The 13,341-nt window shown below is 63.1% G+C and carries 13 protein-coding genes; 7 read left to right on the top strand and 6 right to left on the bottom strand.

Annotated elements, in window-relative coordinates; all coding sequences use genetic code 11:
• Nucleotides 1-17: 17 nt before the first annotated feature.
• Both WEB61_RS05200 and chrA read left to right on the top strand, forming a co-directional pair.
• On the top strand, nt 18-530 hold the full coding sequence (locus WEB61_RS05200) for a chromate resistance protein ChrB domain-containing protein (RefSeq protein ID WP_368063268.1): 513 nt from the start codon (nt 18-20) through the stop codon (nt 528-530).
• Nucleotides 531-662: 132 nt separating this feature from the next.
• Nucleotides 663-2,009, top strand: coding sequence for a chromate efflux transporter (chrA, locus tag WEB61_RS05205; RefSeq protein ID WP_368063269.1), 1,347 nt, complete (start codon nt 663-665; stop codon nt 2,007-2,009).
• A gap of 3 nt (nt 2,010-2,012) precedes the next feature.
• On the opposite strand, the gene WEB61_RS05210 is transcribed toward chrA, so the two are convergent.
• From WEB61_RS05210 to WEB61_RS05220, 3 genes are all read right to left on the bottom strand, one after another.
• Nucleotides 2,013-3,752 carry an amidohydrolase family protein gene (locus tag WEB61_RS05210; protein WP_368063270.1) on the bottom strand — a complete coding sequence of 580 codons (1,740 nt, stop codon included), beginning with the start codon at nt 3,750-3,752 and terminating at the stop codon, nt 2,013-2,015.
• Nucleotides 3,753-3,862: 110 nt separating this feature from the next.
• Nucleotides 3,863-4,726, bottom strand: a complete 864-nt coding sequence (locus WEB61_RS05215; protein ID WP_368063271.1) for a CoA ester lyase — start codon at nt 4,724-4,726, stop codon at nt 3,863-3,865.
• A gap of 4 nt (nt 4,727-4,730) precedes the next feature.
• Nucleotides 4,731-5,195, bottom strand: a complete 465-nt coding sequence (locus WEB61_RS05220) for a MaoC family dehydratase (RefSeq protein WP_368063272.1) — start codon at nt 5,193-5,195, stop codon at nt 4,731-4,733.
• Nucleotides 5,196-5,297: 102 nt separating this feature from the next.
• Between WEB61_RS05220 and WEB61_RS05225 the strand changes: the two genes are divergently transcribed.
• From WEB61_RS05225 to WEB61_RS05235, 3 genes are all read left to right on the top strand, one after another.
• Entirely contained in the window at nt 5,298-6,467 is a 1,170-nt protein-coding gene (locus WEB61_RS05225; RefSeq protein WP_368063273.1) for an acyl-CoA dehydrogenase family protein, read from the top strand.
• Nucleotides 6,468-6,475: 8 nt separating this feature from the next.
• Nucleotides 6,476-6,883: an HIT domain-containing protein gene (locus WEB61_RS05230; RefSeq protein ID WP_368063274.1), complete on the top strand. Its 408-nt coding sequence runs from the start codon at nt 6,476-6,478 to the stop codon at nt 6,881-6,883.
• A 68-nt stretch (nt 6,884-6,951) separates the two neighbouring features.
• Nucleotides 6,952-7,407, top strand: a complete 456-nt coding sequence (locus WEB61_RS05235) for a response regulator (RefSeq protein ID WP_368063275.1) — start codon at nt 6,952-6,954, stop codon at nt 7,405-7,407.
• A gap of 143 nt (nt 7,408-7,550) precedes the next feature.
• On the opposite strand, the gene WEB61_RS05240 is transcribed toward WEB61_RS05235, so the two are convergent.
• Nucleotides 7,551-8,969, bottom strand: a complete 1,419-nt coding sequence (locus WEB61_RS05240; RefSeq protein WP_368063276.1) for a spinster family MFS transporter — start codon at nt 8,967-8,969, stop codon at nt 7,551-7,553.
• Between the two features lie 269 nt (nt 8,970-9,238).
• Here WEB61_RS05240 and WEB61_RS05245 point away from each other — a divergent pair, with 269 nt between their 5' ends.
• Nucleotides 9,239-10,138 carry a lytic transglycosylase domain-containing protein gene (locus WEB61_RS05245; protein ID WP_368063277.1) on the top strand — a complete coding sequence of 300 codons (900 nt, stop codon included), beginning with the start codon at nt 9,239-9,241 and terminating at the stop codon, nt 10,136-10,138.
• Nucleotides 10,139-10,154: 16 nt separating this feature from the next.
• Here the strand turns inward: WEB61_RS05245 and WEB61_RS05250 are convergent, their stop codons facing one another.
• Nucleotides 10,155-10,592: an Rrf2 family transcriptional regulator gene (locus WEB61_RS05250; protein ID WP_368063278.1), complete on the bottom strand. Its 438-nt coding sequence runs from the start codon at nt 10,590-10,592 to the stop codon at nt 10,155-10,157.
• Nucleotides 10,593-10,712: 120 nt separating this feature from the next.
• On the opposite strand from WEB61_RS05250, the gene WEB61_RS05255 reads away from it, so the two are divergent.
• A complete protein-coding gene (locus tag WEB61_RS05255) occupies nt 10,713-11,156 on the top strand; it encodes a group III truncated hemoglobin (RefSeq protein ID WP_368063279.1) in 444 nt (147 codons plus the stop codon).
• Between the two features lie 38 nt (nt 11,157-11,194).
• On the opposite strand, the gene WEB61_RS05260 is transcribed toward WEB61_RS05255, so the two are convergent.
• Nucleotides 11,195-13,216 carry an acyltransferase family protein gene (locus WEB61_RS05260; protein WP_368063280.1) on the bottom strand — a complete coding sequence of 674 codons (2,022 nt, stop codon included), beginning with the start codon at nt 13,214-13,216 and terminating at the stop codon, nt 11,195-11,197.
• Nucleotides 13,217-13,341: the final 125 nt, after the last annotated feature.

Genomic DNA, 13,341 nt, shown 5'->3' on the forward strand with positions numbered 1-13,341 from the left:
TTGATGGAGTGTGAGACATGAGCCAAACAAAATCTGAAGACCGGCTGAGTATCCTGTGCGGAACTCGTAGGCCGACGCTATGGGTGACGCGCGAGCATCAAAAAATCGACCGCATCGCCTGTCCGTGGTTGATCCGGCGCTTTGTCGACCCGACTGCTGAAATCTTGTTTGCTCCGACCGGTCACGTTATGGAGGTGGCGGCGCGTAAACAGGCCGTCGCCTTCGACATCCCCGGCGCGCCGTTGACGCATGTGGGCGACCGCTGCAGCTTCGACGCCTTTCTCGACGCCTTCGGCCTGGACGATCCCGGTTTGCAAACGTTGGCGCCGATAGTGCGTGGCGCCGATACCGACCGGCATGAGCTGGCGCCCGAGTCCGCCGGCCTGCATGCGGTGTCGATGGGCCTCAGTCTCCTGTATGCTGATGATCACGCGCTGTTGACCCAAGGTCTAATCGTCTACGACGCGCTCTATGCTTGGGCCAACCACGCTCGGGGGCAGCACCATGACTGGCGTCCGGTCGAGATGTAGCAGGAAAAAGTCCGCCCGCTCGCCGTAGTTTCGCGACGCCGCACAAAGATTGGCAGACAGTTTCGGCAATGGCGGCGACTGGCTTCGACTATTTGATGAAACCCGCAATCCCGGTTAGGACGCGATCGATAGATGGCACAAGTGAACAAAACGAGTGGCGAACCTGTCACCTTCGCGGAAGCCTTTCGCGTCTGGACCAGGATCGGACTCCTGAGCTTTGGCGGCCCGGCCGGGCAGATTGCGCTGATGCATCGCATCCTGGTCGAGGAAAAGAGGTGGCTCTCCGAGCCGCAATTCCTCCATGCGCTCAATTTCTGCATGCTGCTGCCGGGGCCGGAGGCGCAGCAGCTCGCGACCTATGCGGGCTGGTTGCTGCACGGCATCAAAGGCGGGCTCGCGGCGGGGCTGATGTTCATCCTGCCTGGCGTCGCCGTGATGCTGGGTCTCAGCATCCTCTATGCGGCCTATGCCGATCTCGGGCTTGTCGAGGCATTGTTCTTCGGCATCAAGGCGGCGGTCTTTGCCGTCGTCATCGAAGCGCTGATCCGCATTTCGAGGCGAATGCTGAAATCGGTGGCGCTTTATGCGCTGGCGGGTACTGCCTTCGCGGCGATCTTCTTTTTCGACGTGCCCTTTCCGCTGGTCGTCGGCGCGGCTGCCGCTTTCGGGCTGATTGCGGCGCGGGTGGCGCCCGGGATATTCGGTTTGTTGCTCGCGGCGAAGGAGGACGATGAACCGGAGATTGAAGCGCCGGCGCATACGCGCACCACGGCCGGGCGCACCGTCACCGTTGCGCTGGTCGGCGGGTTCGTCTGGCTCGGGCCGGTCGTCGCTCTGCTGGTGGCGCTCGGTACCGGTCATGTGTTCGTGCAGCAGGCGGTCTTTTTCAGCAAGATGGCTGTCGTCACCTTCGGCGGCGCTTATGCGGTACTTGCCTATGTGGCGCAGGAAGCGGTGCAGTTTTACGGCTGGCTCAATCCGGGCGAGATGCTGGACGGCCTCGGGCTTGCCGAAACGACGCCGGGGCCGCTCATTCTGGTGCTGCAATATGTCGGTTATCTCGCCGCTTACCGTGAAGCGGGCGGTCTTGACCCGGTGACGGCGGGCGTCATCGGCGCGATCATTACGGTCTGGGTGACGTTTGCGCCGTGCTTCCTGTGGATTTTTCTCGGCGCGCCCTACATCGAGCGTTTGCGTAAGGTCGAGTTGCTTAACGCCGCTTTTGCCGCCATCACGGCCGCCGTCGTCGGCGTCATCCTCAATCTGGCGCTCTGGTTCGGCCTCCATGTGCTGTTCGGCACGGTGGAGGAGGTACGCGTGTCGGTGTTCCGCCTCTGGATGCCGGAGCTTGCGACGCTCGACCCCTGGGCGCTGGCGTTGAGCGCGGGTGCGCTCGTCGCCATGCTCAGGTTTCACATCGGCATGCTGCCGGTGCTCGGCGTTTCCGCCGCGCTCGGGCTTGCGATCAAGCTCCTCTGACGCTTACTCGGCGGCCTGCATCGCACGAGGCTCGCGTTGCGGCCCGCGCACCAGACGGCCAGGCATCTCGCCGGTCGCCTCGCCGTTTTCGAAGGTCACGGCGCCGTTGACGATGGTGGCGCGGTAGCCTTCGGCGCGCTGGATCATGCGTCGGCCGTCGGCCGGCAGGTCGAAGACCATTTCCGGCGGCAGGATGCGCAGATTGCCGAGATCGATCACGTTGAGGTCGGCCTTCATGCCCGGTGCGACGACGCCGCGATCGTTGAGGCCGTAAAGCCGCGCCGTGTCATGCGTCTGCATGCGCACGACTTCCTCGATCGACAGCCGCTCGCCGCGTGAACGGTCGCGCACCCAATGCGTCAGCATGTAGGTCGGAAAGCTCGCGTCGCAGATGACGCCGCAATGTGCGCCGCCGTCCGAAAGGCTCAGGATGGTCGCCGGATGCTTCATCATCTCGTGGATGTGGTCGAAGTTGAACAGCGTGTAGTTGAGGAGCGGCAGGTAGACATAGCCCCTTCCGTCCTTCTCCATCAGCATGTCGTAGACGATCTCGGCCGGGTTCTTCCCGGTGCGTGTTGCAAGTGCTGCAACGCTGTCTTCGGCGCTTGGCTCGTATTCAAGTGTCGCACCGTTTTCGAGCCGGAACATGCGGTCGAAGCCTTGCGTCAGAATGTAGCCGAGCACGCCCATTTCGCCTGGCTTGTCGGCGAGGATGCGGACGCGGGTTTCCGGGTCCTTCAGCTTTTCGAGGCGTTCGGCGAAGGGCAGGGCGGCGATTTCGCGGTAGGTCGGATGGGCGATGAAGGGATGCACCGTGCTCTGCCAGCCGAGCACCATGCCGGTCGGGCGGCAGGCGATCTGCGCCGTCACGTTGGCGCCCTGTTTGCGTGCCTCGTCGGTGAGGCGCAGCATGTCGCGCCACTTTTCGGGGTCGACCGGCGATTGCAGCAGCGCATAGGTGACAGGCAATCCGGTTTCGGCCGACAGTTCCTTCATCCAGTTGAATTCTTCCTCGGCCGGCGTCATGTCGGAGGCCATTTCGAAGACGCCATGGCCGGCGGCGCCAAGCGCGCGGCCGATGCCGAGAAGTTCGGCCTTGTTGGCGAAAGTGCCGGGCACCGGCACGCCGTCTTTCGACAGATGCAGCATGGTGCGCGAGGTCGAGAAGCCGAGCGCGCCGGCGGCAATGCCTTCCTGCACGATCTCCGCCATCGCGGCGATGTCCTCGTCGGTCGCGGCTTCGTTGCGCGCGCCGCGCTCGCCCATCACATAGGCACGCACCGAGCCGTGCGGCACTTGCGTTGCGACGTCGAGCACGCGCTTCTGTTTGTCGAGGCTGTCCATGTATTCGGGGAAGGTTTCCCAGTTCCACTCGATGCCTTCGGCCAGCGCCGCACCGGGGATATCCTCGACGCCTTCCATCAACCCGATCAGCCAGTCGCGCTTGTCGGGCTTGGCCGGCGCGAAGCCGACGCCGCAATTGCCCATCACGACCGTCGTGACGCCGTGCCAGCAGGAGGGCGAGAGCAGCGGGTCCCAGGTCACCTGACCGTCGTAATGCGTGTGGATGTCGACCCAGCCCGGCGTGACGACGAGGCCGGTCGCATCGATCTCACGCCTGGCTGTGCCGGTCACGCTGCCGACTTCGGTGACGATGCCGTTGTCGATGGCGACGTCGGCGATGCGCGCGGGCGCGCCGGTGCCGTCGACCAACGTGCCGCCGCGAATGATCAGATCGTGCATGACGGGGTTCCTCCTCCGGGTGCCAATGGCGGAAGCCTAAACGCGGCGGGCGGAGGAGGCCAGAAAAAAATAGACTTAGGTCCAATTTTTGGGAATGACCAGAAATCGGCCTATTTTACCGTGGCGATGAGGCGTTGGGCCTGCTTCAAATGTGGGATATCGAGCATCACACCGTCGAGTGCCACGACGCCGACATCGCCCGCTTTCTCGAAGGCTTCGATCACCGCGCGGGCATGGGCGAGATCGGCCTCGCTCGGCGTGAAGACCGCGTTGATGATCGCGACCTGTGCGGGGTGGATTGCCATCTTGCCGGTAAAGCCGTCGCGAACCGCGGCGCGGGCTTCCGCTTCGAGGCCTTTCTCGTCCCTGAAGTCCTTCCAGATGCCGTCGACCGGCGCGACACCCGCCGCGACGGCGCCGAGCAGCGTCAGCGTGCGCGCGAGCTGATAGGGACCGGTGTAGCTGCCGTTCCCGTCCTTGTTGTCACGCGCGCCGAGGGCGGCGGCGAGGTCCTCGGCGCCCCAGGTCAGGAAGACGAGGCGGGGATGTGATCCGGCATAGGTCGAAAGCGTGAAAAGCGAGGCCGCCGTCTCGGTCGCGACGCAGCCGAGACCGATGCCATTCGGAGGCATGCCGCCCGCATCATGCCCAACCTTGTCGATGGCATGTCCTACCTTGCGCACGCAATCGCCCGAAATCGTCTTTGGAATCACGATGATGTCGGGTTTTTCGGGCACCACCGCCTCGATGTCCGCCTGCCAGAAAGGCGTGTCGAGCGCATTGATGCGCACGACAAGCTTCGGGCCGTTGCGGTCGGCGCTTTTCAGATATTCGACGGCGGATTTCCGCGCGTTTTCCTTGTTCGACAAAGCAACCGAGTCTTCGAGATCGACGATCAGCGCATCGGCACCCGAGCCCGCGCCCTTGGCCAGTTTCTTTTCGCTGTCGGCCGGAACGAAGAGGAAAGAACGCATGTTTTCAGGCCTCTTCCGTTCCATGCGCATGCATGTAGGCCTGCCGCGTGCAGGAGGCCACTTCCTCGTCGCGCTGGTTGTAGGCCTTGTGCAAAAAGGTCACGATTCCCGCGGTTGGCCGCGATTTCGAGCGCCGTTTGGCCATCACCGTCGTCTCGATGCGCAGCGTGTCGCCCTGAAAAACCGGCTTTGGAAAGGTGACGTCGGTCATGCCGAGATTGGCAATCGTCGTGCCATGCGTCGTGTCGTGCACCGAAATGCCGATCATCAGGCCGAGGGTGAAGAGGCTGTTGACCAGCGGCTTGCCGAATTCGGTTTCGGTCTCGGCATAGTGGTGGTCGAGATGCAGCGACGCCGGGTTCATGGTCATGGTCGAAAAGAGCACATTGTCCGTCTCCGTGACGGTGCGCCGAATGGCGTGCCTGAAGACGTGGCCTTCTTTGAATTCCTCGAAATATAGTCCCGGCATTCCTCACCCTTGCCATTGTTGCGCGGGCTGTCTCGGCCCCCATGCTTCGGCTAGGTTATAGCGCCGTCGATCCAAAAAACGAAAAGCGCAAAAGGGTTAGGGATGGATTTCAGGTTCAGCGAGGAGCAGCAGGCGATCCGCGATGCGGTGGGACGGATTTGCTCACGCTATGACGACGCCTATTGGCTGAAGCGCGACAGGGAAGGCGGCTTTCCGGACGATTTCGTACGCGACATAGCGGCCGGCGGCTGGCTCGGGATCGCGATGCCGGAGGCTTATGGCGGGTCGGGGCTCGGGGTCACGGAAGCGGCCATCGTTGCGCAGGCAATCGCCGAGTCCGGTGCCTGTCTGTCCGGCGCATCTGCCATTCACATCAATCTCTTCGGGCCGATGCCTGTGGTGGTATTCGGAACCGACGAGCAGAAGCAGAAGAATCTGCCGCCGCTGATCAGGGGCGAAGATCGCTGCTGCTTCGGTGTGACGGAGCCCGATGCCGGGCTCAACACGACGGCGATTTCGACGAAGGCGGAGTGGGACGGCAAGGCCTATGTGGTGCATGGGCGGAAGATGTGGACTTCGACCGCGCAGACGGCGAACAAGATCCTGCTGCTGGCACGCACGACGCCGAAGGAGAAGTGCAGGAAGGCAACCGAAGGCCTGTCGCTCTTCTATACCGATCTTGACCGGGGCGGCGCGACGGAGGTGCGCGAAATCGAGAAGATGGGCCGCAAGGCGGTCGACTCCAACGCGGTGTTCTTCGACGGGCTGCGCGTGCCGAAGGAAGATCTGATCGGAGAGGAGGGAAAGGGGTTTCACTATCTGCTGCACGGGCTCAATCCCGAACGCGTGCTGATCGGCGCGGAGGCGGTCGGCGTCGGACGTATCGCGCTGAAGAAGGCGACCGACTATGCGCGGGAACGCGAGGTGTTCGGCCGGCCTATCGGACAGAACCAGGCGATCCAGCATCCGCTGGCGCGGTGTTGGGCCGAACTCGAGGCCGCGAATCTGATGGTTTTCAAGGCGGCGGCGCTTTACGACGCAGGCGAGAATTGCGGCGCGGAGGCCAATGCCGGCAAGTATCTGGCGGCGGAGGCCGGTTTCCGGGCTTGCGAGACCGCGGTGATGACGCATGGCGGGATGGGCTACGCCAAGGAGTTCCATGTCGAGCGTTACATGCGCGAGATCATGATCGCCCGCATCGCGCCTGTGAGCCGCGAGTTGATCCTGAGCTTCATCGCTGAGCGGGTGCTCGATTTGCCGAAATCTTATTGAGGCTACAGATGTCCTTCGAACTTCACGAACGGCTGGCCGCCGATACGTTCCGGGTTGCGGATTTGACGCTTTGCCGGGTGCTGTTGATGAACGATCGGCGGTTTCCCTGGCTGATCCTGGTGCCGCGGCGGGAAGGCTTGCGGGATTTCGACGATGTGGCTGCGGCGGAGAAGGCGCATTTCCATTCAGAGATCGATCTTGCCTCGGCGGTGCTCCGGGCGGCGACCTCGGCCGAAAAGATGAACGTGGCGGCGCTGGGCAATATGGTGCCGCAGCTCCATGTGCATGTAATCGCCCGCTTTTCCGGCGATGCGGCCTGGCCGGCGCCGGTCTGGGGCGCCGGGGTGGTGGAACCCTATGCCGAAACCGAGGCAACGGCGCTGGCGGAGAAGCTGGCGCAGGCGCTTCACGGTTAACGATTGGTTTAAGACTCGGGCCCTAGTCTTGCCGGCGAACGTGATCGATTCACGCCGGAGCTGGGACCTTGACCACCGCCCTTGTTGCCGATTCATCAGCCGCCATGCGGCTCGCCGCCTCGCAAATGCTTGAAAGCCTTGGCTTTCGCGTGATTGTGTCCGGCGACGCGGCAGACACTTTGTCGCTTGCAAGGGAGCTCAGGCCCGATCTGGTTCTTGTCGACGGGCGCCTCGAAACGGCGGATGGCGGTCTCGCGGTCGCCGCGATCCGCAAGATTTCCAATGCCTGCCTGTTTCATGTCAGTGCCGATGGCGGGGCCGCCGGGGTGCGCAGCGCCATGGAGGCGGGGGCGGACGATTATCTGGTGAAACCGTTCGATGCGGCCCTGCTGCGCTTCAAGCTTGCCCAAGCTCGTACGCGATGCCGGTTGAGGCCGGAAAATGCTTGGCCACGCCTAGTGTCGGACAATTCCGCCGGAAGAGCGATTCTCTGGCAACTTCAGCCATTTGGCAGGGCTATTTAAGGAAGTCCTAGTATTTAGCACCATAGCCTATTGATATATCTATATATTGTGTCTTTAGCTTTATATTGTATGACGTAGCCGAAACTGCCCCATATCTTGATGTTTCACGTTGAACAATTAACACAATATATTGATTTTGTTAATCATTTCTCGTGTTCTGCGCTCCAACGCTTCAGATAGTCGAGGCTGCCGATATAGGGCCTGAGGCCCAGGAAGCCGGCCGTGATGGCCAGCGTCAGCACAACAGCCGGCACGACCGCCAGCGAGTAGCGCAGCATCATTTCATCGCCATAGACATAGTCGGTTACCAGCGCGATCGAGGTGGGCCCAAGACCCAGGCCGATAATGGTGACGACGAAAATCAGCACGGCGGAGGCAAAGCCCCGCATCTGGTTCGGCATCAGTTCCTGCAGCGCCGACGGGCCCGCGCCCGTGGTGAAGGTGGCGAAGAAGGTGGCCGGACAGAGCACAATCAACGCGATCCAGGGGTCGTCGAGCAGCGGATAGGCGATTGTGAAGGGGAAGGCCGCGAGGCCGGTGAAGGCACAGACCATCATGCGGCCATTGCGGATGCCCTTGCCGGTCAGGAAATCGCCTGCCCAGCCGCCGGCAATGACGCCCGTGGTACCGAAAATCACGATCACCAGACCGTACCAGAAGCCGGCTTCCGGATAGGACCAGCCATGGGTGCGGACGAAGAGCGTCGGAATCCAGGCTGCGACGCCGTAAGCCATCATCGCCGAAAGCGCGTAGCAGAGGTTGAGCGGCACTATGGTGCGCCAGTTTTTCCCCATATATCCAAAGACTTCCGAGACCGGCACCTCGACGCGGCGGCTGACGCCGTCGGTGCCTGTTTCCTGCCGGATGTGCCCGCGGCGGTCGGGTTCGCGCAGGGTCCAGACCCAGAGGGCGACCAGAATGCCGGGCAGGCCGACGACGAGGAAGGTGATCTGCCAGGCGTAGATTTCGCCGATCAGCGGCAGGGTGGCGCTGCCGCCTTCGGAGACGAGCGCGATGACGGCAGCGCCGATGATGAGGGCGAGGCCGGCACCGATATAGACGCCCATGCCATAGACGCCGAGCGCAAAACCCAAGCGTTTCGGCGGAAAATAGTCGGCAATGATCGAATAGGCGGCAGGCGACAGGGCCGCTTCGCCGACACCGACGCCGGCGCGGAAAATGAACAATTGCAGGAAGCCGCGCGCAGTGCCGCAGAGCGCGGTCATCAGGCTCCAGATGAAAACGCCGAGCGCGATGATGTTGACGCGGTGATAGCGATCCACGAGACGGCCGATCGGCAGGCCCGCCACGGAATAAAAGGCAGCGAAAGCAAAGCCTTGCAGCAGGCTCATCTGGGTGTCGGAAATCGCGAGGTCGCGTTTGATCGGGCCGACCAGGAGGCTCAGAATCTGACGGTCGATGAAGGAGAAAGTGTAGGCGAGAACCAGGACAGCGACGACATACCAGGCGTAAATGGCTTTGGGATAAGGCTTTTCCAGGATGTCCCTTTTGGGATGGTGAAGCTCTTCCTCGACTTCCGCCGCGACGTCGACCTCGGTCATCCCGCAATCCCTCCCTTTGCAGAGTCCTCATGCGCCTCTGGCGCTTTTGGGCAAGCTTAACGCGAACGCGGAGAAACGCTCCTTAAAAAAATGCCGGGATTCTGCCGAAACAAGCGTGGCACGGCCCTTGCGAACTCATTGGCAGAACGCAAAGGAACGGCCTTATGAGCCTTGTCGAAATCATTGGCGGACCGCAGACGATCCACGCCGCGCTTGCGCAAGCGAGCGAGCGAACGGGCGCCGATTTCGACTATCTGCTGAAGACGGCGATGCGCGAGTCGAGCCTCGATTGTCACGCAAAATCAACGACTTCGTCGGCCTCCGGTCTCTTCCAATTTACGGAACAGAGCTGGCTCGGCACACTCAAGAAGTATGGTGGAGAACTCGGACTCGAGCGCTATGCCGAGGCTATCAGCTGCAACGCCCATGGCCGCTATGTCGTGGAAAATACTGCCGAAAGACAGGAAATTCTTGCCCTGCGGTTCGATGCAGGCGCGGCGGCGCTGATGGCCGGGGCTTATACGCAGGAAAGCGCGGATTTGCTTGAAAATCGCCTTGGGCGGTCGACCAGCGAAGGCGAGCTCTACATCGCGCATTTCCTTGGCGCGGGCGGTGCGGCGAAGCTGATCTCGGCCGCCGAGGAGACGCCAAATACCCGTGCCGACAGGCTTTTTCCGGCGGCTGCCGAAGCGAACAAGTCGATCTTCTACGACCGTTCGGGGCGGGCGCGGACGGCTGCCGAGGTCTATCAAAACCTGGTCAGCAAACATGAAAATGTCGATGCTTCACAGCAGCACGCGACAGCCAAAACCCCCCCTCTGTCATCAAACAGTCACAAAACTGTCACAAACGGTCGCGAGGGACATTTCGAGGCGCCGGCCGCACGCAGCCAGAGAGGGTATGCGACACGCGGTGCCACGTTGTTATCCCCGAGTTATGCCCCGCCTTCGTCCTCCGGGGCGGGGACAAGTGGAGCGAGCCGTTATGGCTCGCCGCTGAAGCTGACCCCAGGCGTCGTCGAGGTGCTGGCTTCGCTCGATCCGATCCCGCAAGGCAGCGCAACGCTGCGCCAGAGCGAGCGCAACGACGAGCGCCGTGAGGAGGCCCGCGCCGAAGAACGGCGCGAACGGGCACGGATGTTGCCGCGCTCGGGCTTCAGCTACGGCTGATACGGGCCGAAGCCCGTCAGGCGGTGATTTCCAGGAGCCGGCGCAGCGGTTTCGGCCTTTCGACCAGGTCGGCGAGCGTCGCCCCGTCGAGTACCTCCAGCCAGGCATCGAGGGCATCGTGGAGCAGGTGCCGCAACCGGCAGGACGGGCCGATGCGGCAATGATCCGTCTGCGGATCGAAACACTCGACCAAACGAAAATCCTCTTCCGTCGTCCGTACGACATCGCCGATGCCGATCGCTTCCGGCGGCCGCGCCAGACGCAACCCGCCGCCGCGCCCGCGCAGGGTTTCGACGAAACCGGCGCGGCCAAGTTCATGGGCGACCTTGACCAGATGGTTGCGCGAGATGCCGTAGGTTTCGGCGACTTCGCGGATGGTGGCAACCTTGCCGGGTTTCAGCGCCAGGTACATCAGCAGGCGCAACGCATAATCGGTGTGGACGGTGAGACGCATGACGGGCTCCGCTGCCTTGCCGGCGAAATGCCGCAGGCCAATGCCTGGACGAAGTATTGCCTTCCGGCCGAATGCTGTCCAGCATAAGATGTATTTCAAATACATCTTATGGAGCCGGCGATGACGGAGACCCATGCCCCGTGGCGCAAGGACGATGACAGCCAACCGGTGACCGATGAAGCCGAGATCGACCGGCTGGTGCGCGCCTTTTATATGCGTATTCGCGCCGACGCGGTTCTGGGACCGATTTTCAACGGTGCGATCGGCGACAACTGGGAACCGCATCTTCTGAAAATGATCGACTTCTGGTCGTCGGTGATGCTGACCACAGGGCGCTACAAGGGACAGCCGATGCTGGCGCATCTGAGGCTGAAGCAGGTGACGCCGCAGCATTTCGACCGCTGGCTGATGCTGTTCCGGGAGACGGCGGAAGAGATTTGCGCGCCGGAGACGGCCGAGCGTTTCATGGAGAAGGCGGGCCGCATCGCCGAAAGCCTGCAACTCGGCATGTTCTTCAAGCCGGCGCAGCACGACCCGGCGAAAAAGGGTTCGTGCTGCCACTGACGCCCGCCCGATTCAATCTTCGTGCCCGATGCCTTCGGCTATTTCGTTTTCGTTGCCGTCTTTGTGCCGATACCGAGCGCCGCTATCGCCCGATCGAGTTCGCGACCAAGGGCGGGCGCAAGCGTGCGCGCATAGGTGGCGGTGAAGTGATGGTAGTCGCGCCAGACGATGACGTTGCCGACGATCATGGGGCAGACGCCATCGGCACAGAAGCCGGATGTCATGTCGATCACCGGCACGCCGGGGCCGTCGCGAAAGGCGCGCCACATGGCGTCGGGCACCGGGAAGGCGTCGGCCATCCGCGCCCGGCACTCCGGATCGCGCGACAGACATTCGGGCGGATCGAAAGCGAAGCGCGGCGTGTCGCGCATGACGACCACGGCAACGCCCTGTTCGCGCAAGGCCGCGACCGTTTTGCGCACCGCCTCGATCAGAAGCGGCAGGCGCTCTTCGCGTGTGCCTTCGCCGATAATCTTGTTGTCGCGCGCCATGGCGAGCACGACGAGATCGGGTTTGTCGCGTGCGACCTCGGCGATCATGTTCTCGCCCCATTGCCAGCAGGCCGGACCTTTTTCCAGCCTGCCGAGAATGAGCGGGCAGGCCGATTTCGTGTGTGCGGTCATGCGCCAACCGCGTGTTTCGGCGAGCGTCTGCAATGTCGGCAGCCAACTCGCCGCATGCGAGTCGCCGATCAGCATGACGTGGAAGCCGCCGTCCGGCGCGCCGTAGACGCAGCCACGCGGCTCGGTTTCGCCGAAATCGAGATGGCAGCCGTTCGAATAGGCGTCGGCGATGTCGTCGCGCACAAGGGCGAGTGGCGGCGCGACGCGAAGGCCGGCCGGAACGGGCACACCGTCGATCAGGGCGGCGGCGCCCGGATAATTTTGCGCGGTCAGTTCACCCGGGCGCTGGCTTTCGATGATGGCGAAGACGGAGCCCGCGGCGACGAGGCAGAGCAGGATCGAAGCAAGGCCGCCGGCAAGGCTGCGGCCGATCGCCGGTGAGGAGCCGGCGCCGCGAAAGCGGTCCTCGACGAAATATTTCGTCAGCGCGGCCAGCAGGATCGAGCCCGCGAGAAGCGCGAGCCCGTCCCAGAGGCCGGGAATGCTGTCGGTCCATGTCCGATAGAAAACGATCAGCGGCCAGTGCCAGAGATAGATCGAATAGGAGATGTCGCCGATCCACATGGCCGGACGGCTTTCGAGCAGGCGGTGCGGCGCGAAGCGCGCAATCGAACCGCCGCTTGTCAGAACGAGCGCCGCGCCGAGCGTGGGCAACAGTGCCGCATAGCCCGGAAAGGCGGTCATGCCGGAATAAAGCATGGCGGCGGCCGCGATGGCGGCGAGGCCGATGGTGGCCGCGGCGATCTTCGCGGCTTCGCCGGCAATGACGGCGCGGGCGCCCGCGACGGCGAGGAGGCCGCCCAGCGCCAGTTCCCAGAACCGCGTGTGCGAGACGAAATAGGCCGTCTGCGGCGCGTGGATGGTTTCATAAACCGACAGCGCGAGCGAAACGGCGAAGACGACGCCGAGTGCCGCGCCGAGCGCGGGGCGCAGGCGCCAACCCCGGCGCAGGCCGAGCGCGCCCATGCCGATCATCAGCAGCGGCCAGACGAAATAAAATTGCTCCTCAATGGAAAGCGACCAGAAATGCTGCAGCGGTCCCGGCGCGTTGTCGGCGGCGAGGTAGTTCACCGACTTCGCGGCGAGCCACCAGTTCTCGAAATAGAGCGCGCTCGCGATGACCTCGGACGCGACGCCCCGCCATTGCGGCGGCGGCAGGGTGAAGGTCAGGAGTGCGACGGTAACGAGGACCAGCGTCGAGGCGGGCAGGAGGCGGCGGACGCGGCGCCCATAGAAGCGAACAATGCCGATGGTCCCGTCGCGTTCCAGTTCGCGCAGCAGAAGGCCCGTGATCAGATAGCCCGATATGACGAAGAAGACGTCGACGCCGATATAACCGCCCGGCAAGGCGCCTGGCCAGATGTGGAAAATGAGGACCGGCAGAACCGCGACGGCGCGCAACCCCTGAATGTCCGGACGAAAGGTCGTTGAACTCATGAAGGGGCGAAATCCTGTTTCCGGCCTTGATTCGGCTGCGCGCGGTCTTCTGTCATGAGATTGAGCCAAAAAAGCGGCGATGGCGATGTTCGGCGGGCCGGCCCCCCGTTTTCCCGCCGCCCGGG

The organism is Parvibaculum sp. (genome assembly GCF_040882025.1).
GTDB lineage: Bacteria > Pseudomonadota > Alphaproteobacteria > Parvibaculales > Parvibaculaceae > Parvibaculum.

Bases quoted from the DNA above. Each gene is read 5' to 3' on its own strand.
- WEB61_RS05220 (WP_368063272.1), bottom strand. From the start codon at position 5,195: ATGCCGGGACTATATTTCGAGGAATTCAAAGAAGGCCACGTCTTCAGG.
- chrA (WP_368063269.1), top strand. From the start codon at position 663: ATGGCACAAGTGAACAAAACGAGTGGCGAACCTGTCACCTTCGCGGAA.
- WEB61_RS05240 (WP_368063276.1), bottom strand. From the start codon at position 8,969: ATGACCGAGGTCGACGTCGCGGCGGAAGTCGAGGAAGAGCTTCACCAT.
- WEB61_RS05250 (WP_368063278.1), bottom strand. From the start codon at position 10,592: ATGCGTCTCACCGTCCACACCGATTATGCGTTGCGCCTGCTGATGTAC.
- WEB61_RS05210 (WP_368063270.1), bottom strand. From the start codon at position 3,752: ATGCACGATCTGATCATTCGCGGCGGCACGTTGGTCGACGGCACCGGC.
- WEB61_RS05225 (WP_368063273.1), top strand. From the start codon at position 5,298: ATGGATTTCAGGTTCAGCGAGGAGCAGCAGGCGATCCGCGATGCGGTG.
- WEB61_RS05255 (WP_368063279.1), top strand. From the start codon at position 10,713: ATGACGGAGACCCATGCCCCGTGGCGCAAGGACGATGACAGCCAACCG.
- WEB61_RS05245 (WP_368063277.1), top strand. From the start codon at position 9,239: ATGCGCGAGTCGAGCCTCGATTGTCACGCAAAATCAACGACTTCGTCG.
- WEB61_RS05215 (WP_368063271.1), bottom strand. From the start codon at position 4,726: ATGCGTTCTTTCCTCTTCGTTCCGGCCGACAGCGAAAAGAAACTGGCC.
- WEB61_RS05230 (WP_368063274.1), top strand. From the start codon at position 6,476: ATGTCCTTCGAACTTCACGAACGGCTGGCCGCCGATACGTTCCGGGTT.
- WEB61_RS05200 (WP_368063268.1), top strand. From the start codon at position 18: ATGAGCCAAACAAAATCTGAAGACCGGCTGAGTATCCTGTGCGGAACT.
- WEB61_RS05260 (WP_368063280.1), bottom strand. From the start codon at position 13,216: ATGAGTTCAACGACCTTTCGTCCGGACATTCAGGGGTTGCGCGCCGTC.